This is a genomic window from Enterobacter sp. 120016, from assembly GCF_018383635.1.
Classification (GTDB): Bacteria; Pseudomonadota; Gammaproteobacteria; order Enterobacterales; family Enterobacteriaceae; genus Enterobacter; species Enterobacter asburiae_D.
This window is the reverse complement of record NZ_JAHAWC010000006.1, coordinates 166,821-184,095: the sequence shown is the minus strand read 5'-3', so window position 1 is coordinate 184,095 and position 17,275 is coordinate 166,821. Positions and strand designations below refer to the sequence as shown.

Here is a 17,275-nt window from a genome sequence, read left to right as displayed (position 1 = left end):
CGCGGCCTCCGCTTGAAAATTTCCTCCCTTATCCCCATCTCTCACTCAACGTTTTACAACCCCATTAAATGGCATTGTTGAGGTCGACTTAGATGAAAGGACAAGAAACCCGTGGTTTCCAGTCAGAAGTAAAACAGCTTCTGCACCTGATGATCCATTCCCTGTATTCCAACAAAGAAATTTTCCTGCGTGAGCTGATTTCCAACGCCTCGGACGCGGCGGACAAGCTGCGCTTCCGCGCGCTGTCCAACCCGGACCTGTACGAAGGCGACGGCGAGCTGCGCGTGCGCGTCTCGTTCAATAAAGAGAACCGCACCCTGACCATCGCCGATAACGGCATCGGGATGAACCGCGACGAGGTGATCGACCACCTCGGCACCATCGCCAAATCCGGCACCAAAGCGTTCCTCGAGTCCATGGGCTCTGACCAGGCGAAAGACAGCCAGCTCATCGGCCAGTTCGGCGTCGGTTTCTACTCGGCGTTCATCGTGGCCGACAAAGTTACCGTCCGTACCCGTGCGGCAGGCGACAGCGCCGAGAACGGCGTGCTGTGGGAATCCAAAGGGGAAGGCGAATACACCGTTGGTGACATCACCAAGGCGGATCGCGGGACCGAAATCACCCTGCACCTGCGCGAAGGCGAAGACGATTTCCTGAATGACTGGCGCGTGCGCTCCATCATCAGTAAATATTCCGATCACATCGCCCTGCCGGTAGAGATTGAAAAACAGGAAGAGAAAGACGGCGAAACCGTGGTTTCCTGGGAGAAGATCAACAAGGCGCAGGCGCTGTGGACGCGCAACAAGTCTGAAATTAAAGACGACGAGTACAACGAGTTCTACAAGCATATCGCCCACGACTTTACCGACCCGCTGACCTGGAGCCACAACCGTGTGGAAGGGAAGCAGGAGTACACCAGCCTGCTGTACATCCCGGCACAGGCGCCGTGGGACATGTGGAACCGCGATCACAAGCACGGCCTGAAGCTGTACGTGCAGCGCGTGTTCATCATGGACGACGCCGAGCAGTTCATGCCGAACTACCTGCGCTTTGTGCGCGGTCTGATAGATTCCAACGATCTGCCGCTCAACGTCTCGCGTGAAATTCTGCAGGACAGCACCGTCACCCGTAACCTGCGCAACGCCCTGACCAAACGTGCGCTGCAGATGCTGGAAAAACTGGCGAAAGACGATGCGGAAAAATATCAGACCTTCTGGAAACAGTTCGGCCTGGTGCTGAAAGAAGGCCCGGCAGAAGACACCGCGAACGTCGAAACCATCGCCAAGCTGCTGCGCTTCGCCTCTACGCATACCGACTCCTCCGCGCAGACCGTGTCGCTGGAAGAGTACGTCTCCCGCATGAAGGAAGGGCAGGAGAAGATCTACTACATCACCGCCGACAGCTACGCGGCGGCGAAGAGCAGCCCGCACCTGGAGCTGCTGCGTAAGAAAGGCATCGAAGTGCTGCTGCTTTCTGACCGCATCGACGAGTGGATGATGAACTACCTGACCGAGTTCGACGGTAAATCCTTCCAGTCTGTCGCCAAAGCCGACGAGTCCATCGACAAGCTTGCGGATGAAGTGGACGAAAGCGCGAAAGAAGCCGAGAAGGCGCTGGAGCCGTTCGTTGAGCGCGTGAAAACCCTGCTGGGCGAGCGCGTGAAAGAGGTGCGCTTCACGCACCGTCTGACCGATACTCCGGCTATTGTCACCACCGATGCCGACGAAATGGGCACCCAGATGGCGAAACTGTTCGCGGCGGCGGGCCAGGCGATGCCGGAAGTGAAATATATCTTTGAGCTTAATCCGGATCATCCGCTGGTGAAACGCGCGGCGGATACCCAGGACGACGCTCGCTTTGCCGAGTGGGTTGAACTGCTGCTGGATCAGTCCCTGCTGGCCGAGCGCGGCACGCTGGAAGATCCTAACCTGTTCATTAAACGTGTGAATGCGCTGCTGCTGGCGTAATTGACCGCGCCTCCCCTGGTCTTCTCCCTCTCCCGTGGGAGAGGGCCGGGGTGAGGGCACCAGACCGCACCCTCCCAAATAATCTCCCCCCGTTAACCGTTTCAGCCTTCCCGCCTTCCTTGAGCGATGCCCGTTCTGGTGGTATTGTTTAGCGCTTTTGAAAAATTGAAACGACTTTTGAGGGGATTTTCGCAATGCGTATTATTCTGCTTGGCGCTCCGGGCGCGGGTAAAGGAACTCAGGCTCAGTTCATCATGGAGAAATACGGTATTCCGCAAATCTCCACCGGTGACATGCTGCGCGCCGCTGTTAAATCTGGCTCCGAGCTGGGTAAACAAGCGAAAGACATCATGGACGCAGGCAAGCTGGTGACCGACGAGCTGGTTATTGCTCTGGTCAAAGAGCGCATTGCTCAGGAAGACTGCCGTAACGGTTTCCTGCTGGACGGCTTCCCACGCACCATTCCTCAGGCTGACGCCATGAAAGAAGCGGGCATCAACGTGGACTACGTTCTGGAGTTCGACGTGCCGGACGAGCTGATCGTTGACCGTATCGTTGGTCGTCGCGTACACGCTGCTTCTGGCCGCGTTTACCACATTAAATTCAACCCACCTAAGGTTGAAGGTAAAGACGACGTGACCGGCGAAGAGCTGACCACCCGTAAAGACGATCAGGAAGAGACCGTGCGTAAACGCCTGGTGGAATACCATCAGATGACCGCGCCGCTGATCGGCTACTACACCAAAGAAGCGCAGGCGGGTAACACCAAATACGCGAAAGTTGACGGCACCAAAGCCGTGGCTGACGTACGTGCAGAGCTGGAAAAAATCCTCGGCTAATCGCGCGCCTCTCACCCGGGCTCCCGGGTGAGAAATATTCTCATCTTACCTATTACAGCAATGGGTTTCGTTTAAACGCATTTCCGCTACAATTGACAACCTATCAAATGGTTAAGAGGCGTGAATGAGTCAGGCGAAAACCGGCATCCTGCTTGCCAATCTGGGCACTCCAGAAGCACCTACATCAGACGCGGTAAAACGCTACCTGCGACAATTTTTAAGCGACACGCGCGTCGTGGATTTCCCGAGACTGCTGTGGTGGCCGCTGCTGCGTGGCGTCATTCTGCCGATTCGTTCTCCGCGCGTCGCCAAACTCTATCAGTCCGTCTGGATGGAAGAGGGCTCGCCGCTGATGGTTTACAGCCGTCGCCAGGAAAAAGCGCTGGCCGCCCGCCTGCCGGATATGCCCGTCGCGCTCGGCATGAGCTACGGAAAACCGTCCCTGAAAAGCGCGGTGGAATCACTGCTGGCGCAGGGCGTGGACCACATCGTTGTGCTGGCGCTCTACCCACAGTATTCCTGCTCGACGGTGGCCGCCGTCTGGGACGAGCTGGCCCGCATTCTGGCGACCCGCCGACGCATTCCGGGCGTCACCTTTATTCGCGACTACGCGGATAACGATCTCTACATCCAGGCGCTTGCCAACAGCGCGCGCGCATCGTTTGAAAAGCACGGCGAGCCGGATCTGCTGCTGCTCTCCTATCACGGGATCCCGCAGCGTTTCGCCAACGAAGGGGATGATTACCCGCAGCGCTGCCGCGATACCACGCGCGAGCTGGTCTCCGCTCTTGGCCTGCCGCCGGAGAAGGTGATGATGACCTTCCAGTCGCGCTTCGGCCGCGAGCCGTGGCTGACGCCGTACACCGATGAAACCCTCAAAATGCTGGGCGAGAAGGGCGTGAAGCACATTCAGGTGATGTCGCCGGGCTTCTCGGCCGACTGTCTGGAAACGCTGGAGGAGATCGCGGTACAAAACCGGGAATTTTTCCTGGAAGCTGGCGGCGAAAAGTACGAGTACATTCCGGCGCTTAACGACTCCCCTGAGCATATCGACATGATGGTCTCGCTGGTGACGAAAAGCCGCTGATCGCGCTTGAGGCCGGGTTTGTGCTACCATTCCCGGCTTCGATTCCTTGCACAGTTCAGACCATGAAATTTCCCGGTAAACGTAAATCAAAACACTACTTCCCCGTTAACGCTCGCGATCCGCTCCTGCAGCAAATCCAGCCTGAAAATGAAACCAGTGCCGCATGGGTGGTGGGTATCGATCAGACGCTGGTGGATATTGAAGCCAAAGTGGATGATGCGTTTGTTGCGCGTTACGGTCTGAGCGCCGGGCATTCGCTGGTCATTGAAGACGACGTTGCCGAAGCGCTGTATCAGGAGCTGGTGCGCGAAAACCTGATTACCCATCAGTTTGCCGGTGGCACCATCGGCAATACCATGCACAACTACTCCGTCCTGGCAGACGACCGCTCGGTGCTGCTCGGCGTGATGTGCAGCAATATCGAAATCGGTGGCTATGCCTACCGCTATCTCTGCAACACTTCCAGCCGTACCGATCTGAACTACCTGCAGGGCGTTGACGGGCCGATTGGCCGCTGCTTTACGCTGATCGGTGAGTCCGGCGAGCGTACCTTTGCCATCAGCCCTGGCCACATGAACAAGCTGCGCGCCGAGAGTATTCCTGAAGAGGTGATCGCGGGCGCCTCGGCGCTAGTGCTGACGTCGTATCTGGTGCGCTGTAAGCCGGGCGAGCCTATGCCGGACGCCACCATGAAGGCGATTGAGTACGCGAAGAAGTACGATGTGCCGGTCGTTCTGACGCTGGGGACCAAATTCGTTATCGCCGATAACCCGGAGTGGTGGCAGGCCTTCCTGAAAGAGCACGTCTCGATTCTGGCGATGAACGAAGAAGAGGCTGAAGCGCTGACCGGCGAAAGCGATCCGCTGCTGGCGTCCGATAAAGCGCTGGACTGGGTAGATCTGGTGCTCTGCACCGCCGGCCCGGTGGGACTGTACATGGCGGGCTTCACGGAAGAAGAGAGCAAGCGCAAAACCCAGCACCCGCTGCTGCCCGGTGCGATTGCCGAGTTCAACCAGTACGAGTTCAGCCGCGGCATGCGCCATAAAGACTGCACCAACCCGCTGCGTATCTACTCCCACATCGCGCCTTATATGGGCGGGCCGGAGAAGATCATGAACACCAACGGTGCGGGCGACGGCGCGCTGGCCGCGCTGCTGCACGACATCACCGCTAACGCCTACCACAAAACCAACGTGCCGAACTCCAGCAAGCACAAGTTCAGCTGGCTGACCTATTCGTCGCTGGCGCAGGTGTGTAAATATGCCAACCGCGTGAGCTATCAGGTGCTGAACCAGCACTCTCCGCGCTTAACGCGTGGGCTGCCGGAACGGGAAGACAGCCTCGAAGAGGCGTACTGGGACAGGTAAAAGCAAAACGGCAACCTGTGGTTGCCGTTTTTAGTGTTTGTTCCCTCTCCCTGTGGGAGAGGGTTAGGGTGAGGGCATCAGGCCGCACCAAATTAACCCGTCACAGCCTCTTCAACCGGCGGTTTCTCCAGCAGCGTCAGCATGGTATTCGCAATCTCGCGTTCGCCCATTACCACCTTATTCGCACCGCGCTCGGTAATGTACTCCACCTCGTCGTCATAATGCGCCCGGGCGATAATCTCAATCGTTGGGCACTTCTCGCGCGCCGAAGCTACAATCTCACCAGCTTCATAGCCGTTAGGGATGGTCAGCAGCAGCCAGCGCGCGCAGTCCAGATGCGCCAGATTCATGATCTCTTCGTTTGCCGCATTGCCCAGCACCGCACGAATACCGCGCTCGCGCAGCTCGTCGACGCGGGTGCGTGAGGTCTCAATCACCACCAGCGGAATCCCCTGCGCCATCAGCTTCTCACCGAGCAGGCTGCCCACGCGGCCAAAGCCGACCAGCAGGGCGTGATTGCAAATATCCACCGGGATCTGCTTCTCTTCTTCGATGGCCTCTTCGAGCGTCTGTTCTTCCAGCGTTTCGGTTTTATCGAGGTATTTTTCCAGCAGGGCAAACAGCACCGGGTTCAGCATAATCGACAGGATCGCCCCCGCCAGCACCAGGTTTTGCCCCGCCTGCGGCAGAAGGTTCAGGGCCATGCCCAGACCGGCCAGAATAAAGGCGAACTCACCGATCTGCGCCAGGCTGGCGGCGATGGTTAGCGCCGTACGCGGGGAGTGGCCAAACATCCGCACCAGGAAGAAGGCGGCGAGCGACTTGCCAAAGATGATGATCGCCAGCGTGCCCAGCACGGCCAGCGGCTGGTGAATCAGAACCATCGGATCAAACAGCATCCCGACGGAGACGAAGAACAGCACGGCGAAGGCGTCGCGCAGCGGCAGAGTATCGTGCGCCGCGCGGTGGCTCAGCTCGGACTCGTTCAGCACCATACCGGCGAAGAACGCGCCCAGGGCAAAGGAGACATCAAACAGCTCAACGGCACCAAACGCGATACCCAGCGCCAGCGCCAGCACGGAGAGGGTAAACAGCTCGCGCGAGCCGGTTGCCGCGCTGCGGGACATGATCCACGGTACCAGACGGCGGCCCACCAGCATCATGATGGCGATAAACGCCACCACCTTACCGATGGTGATGCCCATATCCAGCGCCAGCGAGGCAAAGCCGACGTTGTCTTTTTCCATCATCCCGGCGACGGCAGGCAGCAGCACCAGCGTCAGTACCATCACCAGATCTTCCACAATCAGCCAGCCGATCGCGATTTGTCCGCGCTGGCTGTCTATTAGCTGTCTCTCTTCAAGCGCGCGCAGCAGCACCACGGTACTGGCGGTTGAGAGACACAGCCCAAAAACGATACCGGTCATTAACGACCAGCCCAGCACCGCCGAAAGCGCCATCCCCAGCAGCGTCGCCACCCCTATCTGGGCGATCGCTCCCGGTATGGCAATCGACTTTACCGCCATCAAATCCTTCAGGGAGAAGTGCAGGCCAACGCCAAACATCAGCAGAATCACGCCCAATTCCGCCAGCTCAGGGGCCAGTTTGGTATCCGCCACGAAGCCTGGCGTAAACGGTCCCGCCAGTACACCCGCTAACAGATAGCCGACAAGAGGAGAAATACGCAGTTTATTGGCAATCATGCCGAGGATAAAAGCGAGCACAAGTCCACCAACAATGGTGGTGATAAGCGGTGTGGCGTGGTGCATTCCGTCTCCTTTCGTTGTGGGTGTTCCTTTTTGGCGAAAACCAAAAAACCGAGTAATAGTTTATGACAATTTTTACCCTTATGTTTATGAATAATTGTTGAAGTTTGAATAAAACAGCAATATGCACGTAAAAAAGCGCATTTTGATAAATTCAGCGAGGGGATGAAGAAGAAACCCTTATGGCATCAGGGTATCAGGTAGCCAAAGTCAAACTTTGGCTACCCGTAATTCAGGCTTTATGACGGTTATCAGGCAGGAATATGGTTAACATCCCAAGAAGCGGCAGGAAAGCGCAGATTTTATAAACCAGGAAGATGCTGGTGTGATCCGCAACCATCCCCAACACCGCTGCGCCAAGCCCTCCCATGCCGAAGGCGAAACCGAAAAAGAGTCCGGAAACCATACCGATACGGCCAGGCAGCAGCTCCTGGGCATAAACCAGAATGGCGGAAAAGGCGGAAGCGAGGATAAAACCAATAATCACGGTTAAAATCCCCGTCCATTCAAGGCTCGCGTAGGGCAAAATAAGGGTAAACGGTGCCACGCCGATGATAGAGCCCCAAATGACATATTTACGCCCAATCTTATCCCCCACAGGCCCGCCAATGACCGTACCGGCCGCAACGGCGAACAGGAAGGCAAACAGGTGGATCTGCGCATTCTGTACCGATAATCCGAATTTTTGCATCAGATAAAAGGTGTAATAGCTGCTGATGCTCGCCATATAGAAGTATTTCGAGAAAATCAGCACCAGCAGCACAGAGACGGCCAGGATAACCTTATTTCGCGGCAGGGGATTGATAACCTTCGCTTTAGGTTTCCCTTTGTTCACGCGATGCTGAGCGGCATACCAGCGGCTGATCTGCGCCAGCACGATAATCGCCAGCAGCGCGGCCAGCACAAACCATGCCACGTTGCCTTTACCGTAAGGGGCAATAATCACCGCGGCCAGCAGCGGGCCGAGAGAGCTACCAAAGTTGCCGCCCACCTGGAAGAGGGACTGCGCCAGCCCGTGACGCCCCCCTGAAGCCATACGCGCCACGCGCGAGGACTCCGGATGGAAGACGGACGACCCGGTGCCCACCAGCGCGGCGGCAACCAACACCGCTTCAAAACTCCCCGCCATGGCCAGCAGCACCAGCCCGCTTAAGGTAAAGCACATGCCGATCGGCAGCGACCACGGCATCGGGTATTTATCCGTCCAGTAGCCCACCACCGGCTGCAGCAGTGAGGAAGCCAGCTGGAAGGTCAGGGTGATCATCCCTATCTGCACAAAAGTTAACGAAAACTCGGACTGCAGCAGCGGATAAATGGCCAGAATCAACGACTGGATCATATCGTTGAGCAGGTGCGAGAGACTGATTGCGCCTAAGACTTTAAAGGAGGTGCGCGACGCCGGTGCGCCCGGAACGGGCTGGGTTGATTCACTGATTGCCATAGAGAGAAGTACCACGTCTTTAGTTATTAGAGATGCAGGGTGTAATTATTATCCGACTAACATACCCGCCCGGGACATTTGAAGAAAGTCGCAATTCTGAAAACTTATTTGTCTATTCTTGTTAGTCACTGTAATTTTTGCCTTTGTCTATTGGTCAGGGAGAGAGAAGATGAAGTTAATGAAGCGGGGCGTCGCGCTGGCGCTCATCGCCGCATGGGGCCTGGTAAGCCTGCCCGCGCAGGCGTATGAAAAAGATAAAACCTATAGAATCACCATTCTGCATACCAACGATCACCACGGTCATTTCTGGCGCAGTGAATACGGCGAATATGGCCTGTCGGCACAAAAAACGCTGGTGGACGGCATCCGCAAAGAGGTGGCGGCCCAGGGTGGCAGCGTGCTGCTGCTGTCGGGGGGCGATATCAATACCGGCGTGCCGGAATCCGATTTACAGGACGCGGAACCTGATTTTCGCGGCATGAACCTGATTGGCTACGACGCGATGGCCGTGGGTAACCATGAGTTTGATAATCCCCTGACCGTGCTGCGTCAGCAGGAAAAATGGGCCAAATTCCCCTTCCTCTCCGCCAATATTTACCAGAAAAGCACCGGCGAACGCCTGTTTAAGCCGTGGGCGCTGTTTAAGCGTCAGGATCTGAAGATCGCGGTCATCGGCTTAACCACCGACGATACGGCGAAAATTGGTAACCCCGAGTTCTTTACCGATATCGAATTCCGCAAACCGGCAGACGAAGCGAAGCTGGTGATTCAGGAGCTGCAGCAAAACGAAAAGCCGGACGTGATTATCGCCACCACGCACATGGGGCACTACGACAACGGCGAGCACGGCTCCAATGCTCCCGGCGACGTGGAGATGGCGCGCAGCCTGCCCGCGGGCTCGCTGGCGATGATTGTGGGTGGTCACTCACAGGACCCGGTGTGCATGGCCTCGGAGAACAAAAAGCAGGTGGACTACGTTCCGGGCACGCCGTGCGCGCCGGACCGTCAGAACGGGATCTGGATAGTGCAGGCGCACGAGTGGGGAAAATACGTGGGCCGGGCGGATTTCGAGTTTCGTAACGGAGAGATGAAGCTGGTTCACTATCAGCTCATCCCGGTCAACCTGAAGAAGAAAGTCACCTACCCGGACGGGAAAAGTGAGCGCGTACTTTACACGCCAGAGATCGCTGAAAACCAGCAGATGCTCTCTCTGCTGACGCCGTTCCAGAACAAAGGCAAGGCGCAGCTGGACGTGAAAATCGGCACGCTGAACGGTCGTCTGGAGGGGGACCGCAGTAAAGTTCGCTTCGTGCAGACCAACATGGGCCACCTGGTGCTGGCGGCGCAAATGGCGCGTACCGGTGCGGACTTTGGCGTAATGAGCGGCGGCGGTATTCGTGATTCCATCGAAGGTGGAAACATTACCTATAAAGACGTCCTGAAGGTACAGCCGTTCGGCAACGTGGTGGTCTATGCGGACATGAGCGGGAAAGAGGTGATTGACTACCTGACCGCCGTGGCGCAGATGAAGCCGGATTCCGGGGCCTATCCGCAGTTTGCTAACGTCAGCTTCGTCGCGAAAGACGGCAAGCTTAACGATCTGAAGATCAAAGGCGAACCGGTTGATCCGGCTAAAACGTACCGTCTGGCGACCTTAAGTTTCAACGCCACCGGCGGCGACGGCTATCCGCATATTGATAACAAACCGGGATACGTGAATACCGGCTTTATCGATGCGGAAGTGCTGAAGCAGTTCATCGAGCAGAATTCGCCGATTGACGTGAATGCGTATGAGCCGAAGGGTGAGGTGAGCTGGCAGTAGTGGTGTGCGGCCTGATGCCCTCACCCCAACCCTCTCCCACCGGGAGAGGGCGCGAACACAAAAAACGGTAACGCCTGTTACCGTTTTGCTTTTACCTCGTAGCCGCCACCCGGCTTTTTCTTTTACTCCCGGCGCGCAATATCCGCAAACTTCGCGTCCAGCATTTTCGCCAGATCGCCCGCCGCCAGCTCGATATCCAGCCCGCGTTTGCCGCCTGATATAAAGATGGTGTCAAACTCCTGTGAAGGCGCGTCGATCAGCGTCGGCAGGCGTTTTTTCTGCCCGAGCGGACTGATCCCGCCCACCAGATATCCGGTAGTGCGTTGCGCCACCATCGGATCCGCCATATCCACCTTCTTCGCCCCCAGCGCTTTGGCGACTTTCTTCAGATCCAGCTGTCCCGCCACCGGGGTAACCGCGACGGCGAGGTGTTTCATATCACCGTTTACCGCAACCAGCAGCGTTTTGTAAACCTGGTCCGCGTTCAGCCCCAGCTTGCGCACCACTTCATCACCAAAGTTAGTCTCATTCGGATCGTGATCGTAAGTGTGGATCCGGAAAGAAATGTTGTTTTTTTCGAGTAATTTAACGGCGGGAGTCATAGCTATCCTTCTTACGACAGACAAATCATGCCAACAGCATACGCCTGACGTTTGTCTAAAAAATAGCACCATCTTGCGCAATAGTATTGGCAGTGATGGTCACTTTGAGCGACAATCGGCTCAACCGAAGGTCTCCTTCGGCATAATAAAAACGATGAAATTCCTCTTTGACGGGCCAATAGAAATATTGGCCATTTTTTTATTTTAACAGTGACGGCAAATTCCCTTCTCCGTACAAATGTAACGCCCCAACCGCCACCACGTAATGCCCCGCAGGTAACGCATGCAGCGTCTGCCGCCAGGCTTTGTTGCGCGCGTTCATCAGCACGTCGTACAGCGATTCGCTGAACGTCGACGGTAAGGCCAGCTTACCGTCCTCTGGCGGCGTATCCAGCCACCAGCCGATCATGGTCTGCAGCAGGCGCGCGTTGGTGTGCCAGTGGGTCAACGTATCATCCAGCAGCATCAGACCGTCGTCGGGAAGCTGGCGCAGAAGCGCAATCTGGCTGTCCGTCCCTTCCAGCTCGATGATGGGCAGGCTGCGCGCCCTTGCCACGTTCAGCAACTGGTAATCAATGCCGTAGTCACCGCGCAGTCCCAGACGCTGGGCCTGCGTGGCCTGCAGCACCATCGCAATTTGCCAGAGCGGCAGGGTGTCAATCATGGAGAGCGACACGCCGGTTTCATCCGCGACGCGCGTCAGTTCCGCAAGCTGGGCATCATCCAGACGTTCCGCCAGGGTGAGATCGCTCTCGAGCCCGGCAAACGGTGACTCCTGACCCGAAATGTCCGCCTCAACGACCAGCGCGTCGGCGCGTTTCAGCAGTTTTATCAGGCCGGGTGGCAGGGGAGACATATCCTGCGTACCCATATGGATGCTGCCGACCAGGTGCAGGTGTTGCCCGCCGGGAAGAGAGATATCCAGACCGGGCCAGGCGTAACGGCGAGGAAAGAGGGCGCGAAACGATGCTTTTATACGATTAAACAGACCCATACGCGCTCCATGAATGGAAAAGTTCATGCTAGCGCGTACGGGTACAAGGTTCAATCCTTCGGTTTAAAGCGCAGCAGCCGGTTGGCGTTGCTCACCACGGTAATGGAGGAGAGCGCCATCGCCGCGCCCGCGACCACCGGATTAAGCAGCGTGCCGGTCAGCGGCCACAAAATACCGGCCGCGATCGGGATACCGAGCGAGTTATAGATAAATGCCCCCAGCAGGTTCTGCTTCATGTTGCGCAGCGTGGCTTTTGAAATGGCCAGCGCGTCGGCAACCCCCATCAGGCTATGGCGCATCAGCGTAATAGCAGCGGTTTCAATGGCGACATCGCTCCCGCCGCCCATGGCAATCCCCACGTCCGCCTGGGCCAGCGCCGGGGCATCGTTGATGCCGTCGCCGACCATCGCCACCTGGCGACCCTGACTTTGCAATTTCTTGATGGCGTCCGCTTTACCGTCCGGCAGTACGCCTGCAATCACCTCATCAATTCCGGCTTCTTTCGCGATGGCGTTTGCCGTTGTCGGATTGTCCCCGGTCAGCATCACCAGACGGTAGCCGGCGCGGTGCAGGCGCAGCAGGGCGTCCACGCTGTCCTGGCGAAGCGGATCGCGCACGGCCAGCAGCGCGGCGGCTTTGCCATCCACCGCCAGCAGAACCGGCGTGGCGCCCTGAGACGCCTGCGCTTTTAGCTCGCTTTCCAGCGCGGTGGTATCAATACCGTTTTCATTGAGCAATGCCTGGTTGCCCAGCAGCAGCGCGTGGCCTTCTGCTTCACCGCTGACGCCGAGCCCGCGCAGGGTGCGGAAATTGCTGACCTGAGGCAGGGCAGAAGCATTTGCTTTATCGAGGATAGCGCGCGCCAGCGGATGGCTGGAACCTTGCTCCAGCACGGCGGCGAGACGCAGCGCGTCCTCTTGCGCAATGCCTGCGGTAGTGACGGCCACCACCTGCGGTTTGCCTTCGGTCAGCGTGCCGGTTTTATCAAACACTAGCGTGTCGAGGGTGCTGGCCCGCTGCAGCGCGTCTGCATCCCGTACCAGTACGCCAAATTCGGCCGCGCGGCCTACGCCGGAGATAATCGACATTGGGGTCGCCAGGCCAAGGGCGCAAGGACAGGCGATGATCAGCACCGTGGTGGCGATCACCAGGGTGTAAACAATCTGCGGTGCGGGGCCGAAGAAATACCAGATAGCCGCGCTCAGCAGGGCAATACCGACCACCACCGGCACAAAAATGGCCGAGATTCTGTCGGCAAGCTGGCCAATTTCCGGCTTGCTGCTCTGCGCCTGGCGCACCATGCGGATGATACGCGACAGCGTCGTGTGGCTGCCGACGGCGCTGGCGGTAAACAGCACGCTGCCGTCCTGCACCACCGTACCGGCATGAACGGCGTCGCCGTCTGATTTCTGCTGAGGGATAGGCTCGCCGGTCAGCATCGCTTCATCCAGCCAGGCTTCGCCCTGGGTTATCTTACCGTCAACGGGAACGCGATCGCCCGTCGTCAGGCGCAGCGTCATGCCGGGCTGAACTTCCGCCAGCGGGACGCTTTTTTCCCCTTCGTCCGTGACCACGCGGGCCGTCGGCGGGGTTAAATCAAGCAATCTTTCCAGCGCTTTCGAGGAGCGCTGGCGGGCGCGGGCTTCCAGCATATGGCCCAGGTTAATCAGGCCGATAATCATCGCGCTCGCTTCATAGTAGAGATGGCGCGCCTCCATCGGGAACCACTGGGGCCAGACGTTTACGCTCATCGAATAGAGCCACGCCGCGCCGGTACCGAGCGCCACCAGCGTATCCATCGTCGCGGTGCGGTTTTTCAGGCTCTTCCAGGCGCTGGTATAGAAATGGCCGCCCGCGAAGATCATCACGCCCAGGGTAATGACACCAATCACCAGCCACAGCGTGCGGTTGTCGTCGGTGACCATCATGTTGTCGCCGATCATCCCCCACACCATGACCGGCACCCCGACCAGCAGAGCGACAATCGCCTGCCAGCGGAAGCGTTTCATGGTGGCGATAGCCGTTTCCTGCTGGCGCTCGCGGCGCTCGGCATCATCTTCGATGGCCTCCGCCCCGTAGCCCGCTTTCTCAACGGCCTGCACTAAATCTGCGGCGGAGGCACTGCCCATCACCAGCGCAGTACGCTCCGCAAGGTTGACCCGTGCCTGCGCGACGCCCGGTACCGCCTGCAAGGCGTTTTGTACCCGGGAGACGCAGCTGGCGCAGCTCATGCCGTTGATCAGCAGCTGTTGGCTGTCGTCAATATCATCAGCTGCCGGAAGCTCAGGAGTGGCCGCTGTCAGCGCTTCCGACGGGGATGATGACTCTGCCAGCGGTTTAGCCTTTGGGTGGCTTAACTCCGCCCCGTAACCGGCCTGCTTGATGGTATCGATTAGCGCATCCGCGCTGGCGCTGCCGGTCACGGCGGCACGATCGATAGTCACATCAGCGCTTTCAACGTCAGGGCGCTGTTCCAGGCTTTCTTTAACGCGTTTGACACAGTGGCCGCATGAGAGGCCGTCCAGCGTCAGGTCGATAGTGTGAGACATAACAAAACTCCCGTATAATGAACTGGTCAGTAGTTGACCGGAGTAACGCTTTTCGCTAACTGTTATGAAGGTTAAACCTTCCATCAAGGGGAAGGTCAAGGGGGAAATGTGAATATCAGTGACGTGGCAAAAAAAACCGGCTTAACCAGCAAGGCAATCCGCTTTTATGAAGAGAAGGGGCTGGTGACGCCACCGCTGCGCAGCGAAAACGGCTACCGCAGCTATACGAAACTGCATATTGATGAGCTGACGCTGCTGCGCCAGGCAAGGCAGGTCGGTTTTAATCTGGAAGAGTGCGGCGAGCTGGTTAACCTGTTTAACGATCCGAAGCGTCACAGCGCCGACGTGAAAAAACGCACGCTGGAAAAAGTGGCCGAGATCGAACGCCACATCATCGAGCTGCAGGCGATGCGCGAACAGCTGCTGCAGCTCGCGGAATCCTGTCCGGGGGATGACGGCGCCGACTGCCCGATTATCGACAATCTTGCCGGCTGCTGTCATCGTAAGGCTTCTGCTTAGCAGGCTTTCACCCGCAGGGTAATGCCTTCTACCGCAATGACCTCAACCCGCGTGCCGGCGCTGAGGTCGTCGTCGGCGACCACCGGCCACGAGCTGTCGCCCACGCGCATGTGCCCGCGGCCGTTCACCAGCGCGGTGTCGAGCGTAAAACGCTTGCCGACAATCTGCTGTCCGCGCTGGTTAAGGTGCGCGTCCAGCGGCTTCTGCTCCTTAACCCGCCGGTTTAGCCAGCGCCACCACAGCCACGCGGCCACCAGCGTGAGCACGGCAAACAGTGCGCCCTGCCACGCCCAGTCCAGCGGAAGGATCCAGACCAGAAGGCCAGTAATGACAGCGGCAACACCGCTCCAGAGCAGGTAGCCGTTGCCGCCCAGCATCTCCGCCGCCAGCAATAAGCCACCGAGGCTTAGCCAGAAGGCGTGAGGATGTGCAACAATCAGCTCAATCATTTTTTACGCTCGTTTCCGCTGTCTTTGATCAGCTCGGCAATACCGGCGATAGAGCCCATCAGGCTGCTGGCCTCCAGCGGCATCATCACCACCTTGCTGTTGTTCGCAGAGCCGATCTGTTTTAGCGCGTCGGTATATTTTTGCGCGACAAAGTAGTTCACGGCCTGGATATCACCGGCGGCAATCGCCTCGGAGACCATCTGCGTCGCACGGGCTTCCGCTTCTGCCGAACGTTCACGCGCTTCCGCCTGTAAAAATGCGGACTGACGATCGCCTTCCGCTTTCAGGATCTGCGACTGTTTTTCCCCTTCCGCTTTGAGGATCTCCGCCTGACGCACCCCTTCGGCTTCCAGAATGTAGGCGCGCTTGGTTCGCTCTGCCTTCATCTGGGCGTTCATGGAGGCGATCAGCTCCGCCGGTGGGCGCACGTCGCGGATCTCGATACGGGTGACCTTGATCCCCCACGGGTTCGTTGCCTCGTCGACGATGTGCAGCAGGCGGGTATTGATGCTGTCGCGCTGGGAAAGCATCTCGTCCAGCTCCATCGAGCCGAGCACGGTACGGATGTTGGTCATCGTCAGGTTGACGATTGCCAGCTCCAGGTTGCTGACTTCATACGCCGCTTTCGGCGCGTCAATCACCTGAATAAAGCAGACGGCGTCGATGGTGACGTTGGCGTTATCCTTGGAGATGATCTCCTGAGAAGGAATGTCCAGCACCTGCTCCATCATGTTGATCTTGCGACCGATTCTGTCCATGAAAGGAACAATCAGGCTTAAGCCCGGCTGGAGCGTGTTGGTGTATCGACCGAAACGCTCAACGGTCCACTGATAACCCTGAGGGACAATTTTGACGCCTGCGCCCACAATAACCAGCGCAACAAAAATAAGGACAGGAACAACGATAAGCATAAAAACCTCCTGTTTTGCATGCTGTGACGAGAGATGTGTGTGTTTATTGCTCGTAAGTATAGGTAAAGTCAGAGATGAATCCATCACCCGCTTCGGCAATGGCTTTGGATAATCCCTGGTAGTACTTCTCCAGCCCCAGCGCTTCAATACGCTGGATCTGTTCGCGGACAGGAGCGCAGAACAGAACGGCATTCCCCGCTTCTACGCGTTTGTTATTCGGTGGAAGGTCGCCCGCGATGGCTTTGAACCATGTTCTGATACCTTGCTTTAAATTATGCGGCGCTTTTGTCAGATTATCCATGCCCGTCAGAACCTGCAGGGTGGGGAACTCGTCGGCCAGCACGGCGGTTTTCATGCGTGCAAAGAACTGGCTGAACAATTCAAACGATCCCAGATCGGTCACGCGCGGTTTGGTCGTTTTACCGTTTTTATTGCCGATTTTCCCTGCGGCTGACGCTGCGGCCGGAACCGCATGCACCTTTTCCAGCTCCAGCCCGAATAACAAATTACAGTGCGCGCGGCGCTCTTTCAGCGGGTAGGACATCAGCACGTCAATGAACCGGGTAGCCTTTACATCCGCAAGACTGTGGTTGATAAGCCACTGGGTACGGGAAAATTCAGCCGGAGAGATAAACCAGTCGGGTACCTCATTGAAGCGTTTTGATTTTCCCTTGCCGTCAAATTCCAGGAAGTGTGTCCCGTTGTCGAAGGCGAAATAGCAATTTTTGAAACTGCCGATCGTGGTGTTCACGATAAGCGCCTTCTTAACAAAATCCACCACCTCTGCACCAATGACAAAACGCGTGAGTTCCGACGATTTGATGACTTCCATTAATGTTTCGACATCAGGAACACCAGGCTTCAGGGAAGGAAACTCATAAAAGATATGTGCCATGTCGCATACTTCCTGTAGTGATGGTGGTGACAAATAACAAACAAAAAGTTTAACACTTGCTTAAGCG

At 57.4% G+C, this 17,275-nt stretch carries 14 protein-coding genes; 6 read left to right on the top strand and 8 right to left on the bottom strand.

Features of this window, described 5'->3' with window-relative positions; all coding sequences use genetic code 11:
* Nucleotides 1-92: 92 nt before the first annotated feature.
* From htpG to KIF87_RS11420, 4 genes are all read left to right on the top strand, one after another.
* Complete coding sequence (gene htpG / locus KIF87_RS11435) at nt 93-1,967, top strand: molecular chaperone HtpG (RefSeq protein WP_213328803.1); 1,875 nt, start codon at nt 93-95, stop codon at nt 1,965-1,967.
* Nucleotides 1,968-2,161: 194 nt separating this feature from the next.
* The gene (gene adk, locus KIF87_RS11430; RefSeq protein WP_006809841.1) at nt 2,162-2,806 is read left to right on the top strand and encodes an adenylate kinase; all 645 of its coding nucleotides are present in this window, start codon (nt 2,162-2,164) and stop codon (nt 2,804-2,806) included.
* A 124-nt stretch (nt 2,807-2,930) separates the two neighbouring features.
* A complete protein-coding gene (gene hemH, locus KIF87_RS11425) occupies nt 2,931-3,893 on the top strand; it encodes a ferrochelatase (protein WP_121425568.1) in 963 nt (320 codons plus the stop codon).
* Nucleotides 3,894-3,955: 62 nt separating this feature from the next.
* Entirely contained in the window at nt 3,956-5,260 is a 1,305-nt protein-coding gene (locus KIF87_RS11420) for an inosine/guanosine kinase (RefSeq protein ID WP_213328802.1), read from the top strand.
* 92 nt (nt 5,261-5,352) lie between these two features.
* On the opposite strand, the gene ybaL is transcribed toward KIF87_RS11420, so the two are convergent.
* Nucleotides 5,353-7,029 (bottom strand): YbaL family putative K(+) efflux transporter, encoded by a 1,677-nt coding sequence (ybaL, locus tag KIF87_RS11415; RefSeq protein ID WP_121425566.1) that lies wholly within the window; start codon nt 7,027-7,029, stop codon nt 5,353-5,355.
* 229 nt (nt 7,030-7,258) lie between these two features.
* Nucleotides 7,259-8,467, bottom strand: coding sequence for an MFS transporter (locus KIF87_RS11410; protein ID WP_213328801.1), 1,209 nt, complete (start codon nt 8,465-8,467; stop codon nt 7,259-7,261).
* 169 nt (nt 8,468-8,636) lie between these two features.
* Here KIF87_RS11410 and ushA point away from each other — a divergent pair, with 169 nt between their 5' ends.
* Nucleotides 8,637-10,289 carry a bifunctional UDP-sugar hydrolase/5'-nucleotidase UshA gene (gene ushA / locus KIF87_RS11405; RefSeq protein ID WP_213328800.1) on the top strand — a complete coding sequence of 551 codons (1,653 nt, stop codon included), beginning with the start codon at nt 8,637-8,639 and terminating at the stop codon, nt 10,287-10,289.
* Between the two features lie 122 nt (nt 10,290-10,411).
* Here ushA and ybaK read toward each other — a convergent pair whose 3' ends face one another.
* From ybaK to copA, 3 genes are all read right to left on the bottom strand, one after another.
* Entirely contained in the window at nt 10,412-10,891 is a 480-nt protein-coding gene (gene ybaK / locus KIF87_RS11400; RefSeq protein WP_045909742.1) for a Cys-tRNA(Pro)/Cys-tRNA(Cys) deacylase YbaK, read from the bottom strand.
* Nucleotides 10,892-11,090: 199 nt separating this feature from the next.
* A complete protein-coding gene (locus tag KIF87_RS11395; RefSeq protein ID WP_213328799.1) occupies nt 11,091-11,885 on the bottom strand; it encodes a TraB/GumN family protein in 795 nt (264 codons plus the stop codon).
* 50 nt (nt 11,886-11,935) lie between these two features.
* A complete protein-coding gene (copA, locus tag KIF87_RS11390) occupies nt 11,936-14,434 on the bottom strand; it encodes a copper-exporting P-type ATPase CopA (protein ID WP_213328798.1) in 2,499 nt (832 codons plus the stop codon).
* A gap of 108 nt (nt 14,435-14,542) precedes the next feature.
* Between copA and cueR the strand changes: the two genes are divergently transcribed.
* Nucleotides 14,543-14,953 (top strand): Cu(I)-responsive transcriptional regulator, encoded by a 411-nt coding sequence (cueR, locus tag KIF87_RS11385; RefSeq protein ID WP_029741038.1) that lies wholly within the window; start codon nt 14,543-14,545, stop codon nt 14,951-14,953.
* Here cueR and KIF87_RS11380 read toward each other — a convergent pair.
* The 3 genes from KIF87_RS11380 to KIF87_RS11370 are packed head-to-tail and all read right to left on the bottom strand — an operon-like array spanning nt 14,950 to nt 17,208.
* Nucleotides 14,950-15,402 (bottom strand): NfeD family protein, encoded by a 453-nt coding sequence (locus KIF87_RS11380; RefSeq protein ID WP_121425561.1) that lies wholly within the window; start codon nt 15,400-15,402, stop codon nt 14,950-14,952. The genes cueR and KIF87_RS11380 overlap by 4 nt on opposite strands.
* Nucleotides 15,399-16,313, bottom strand: a complete 915-nt coding sequence (locus KIF87_RS11375) for an SPFH domain-containing protein (RefSeq protein WP_023310620.1) — start codon at nt 16,311-16,313, stop codon at nt 15,399-15,401. Before KIF87_RS11375 ends, KIF87_RS11380 begins: the two co-directional genes overlap by 4 nt.
* A gap of 43 nt (nt 16,314-16,356) precedes the next feature.
* On the bottom strand, nt 16,357-17,208 hold the full coding sequence (locus tag KIF87_RS11370) for a hypothetical protein (RefSeq protein WP_213328797.1): 852 nt from the start codon (nt 17,206-17,208) through the stop codon (nt 16,357-16,359).
* Between the last annotated feature and the right edge of the window lie 67 nt (nt 17,209-17,275).

What these genes read in the sequence shown, in the direction of transcription:
- htpG (WP_213328803.1), top strand. Translation starts at nt 93, where the DNA reads ATGAAAGGACAAGAAACCCGTGGTTTCCAGTCAGAAGTAAAACAGCTT.
- adk (WP_006809841.1), top strand. Translation starts at nt 2,162, where the DNA reads ATGCGTATTATTCTGCTTGGCGCTCCGGGCGCGGGTAAAGGAACTCAG.
- hemH (WP_121425568.1), top strand. Translation starts at nt 2,931, where the DNA reads ATGAGTCAGGCGAAAACCGGCATCCTGCTTGCCAATCTGGGCACTCCA.
- KIF87_RS11420 (WP_213328802.1), top strand. Translation starts at nt 3,956, where the DNA reads ATGAAATTTCCCGGTAAACGTAAATCAAAACACTACTTCCCCGTTAAC.
- ybaL (WP_121425566.1), bottom strand. Translation starts at nt 7,029, where the DNA reads ATGCACCACGCCACACCGCTTATCACCACCATTGTTGGTGGACTTGTG.
- KIF87_RS11410 (WP_213328801.1), bottom strand. Translation starts at nt 8,467, where the DNA reads ATGGCAATCAGTGAATCAACCCAGCCCGTTCCGGGCGCACCGGCGTCG.
- ushA (WP_213328800.1), top strand. Translation starts at nt 8,637, where the DNA reads ATGAAGTTAATGAAGCGGGGCGTCGCGCTGGCGCTCATCGCCGCATGG.
- ybaK (WP_045909742.1), bottom strand. Translation starts at nt 10,891, where the DNA reads ATGACTCCCGCCGTTAAATTACTCGAAAAAAACAACATTTCTTTCCGG.
- KIF87_RS11395 (WP_213328799.1), bottom strand. Translation starts at nt 11,885, where the DNA reads ATGGGTCTGTTTAATCGTATAAAAGCATCGTTTCGCGCCCTCTTTCCT.
- copA (WP_213328798.1), bottom strand. Translation starts at nt 14,434, where the DNA reads ATGTCTCACACTATCGACCTGACGCTGGACGGCCTCTCATGCGGCCAC.
- KIF87_RS11380 (WP_121425561.1), bottom strand. Translation starts at nt 15,402, where the DNA reads ATGATTGAGCTGATTGTTGCACATCCTCACGCCTTCTGGCTAAGCCTC.
- KIF87_RS11375 (WP_023310620.1), bottom strand. Translation starts at nt 16,313, where the DNA reads ATGCTTATCGTTGTTCCTGTCCTTATTTTTGTTGCGCTGGTTATTGTG.
- KIF87_RS11370 (WP_213328797.1), bottom strand. Translation starts at nt 17,208, where the DNA reads ATGGCACATATCTTTTATGAGTTTCCTTCCCTGAAGCCTGGTGTTCCT.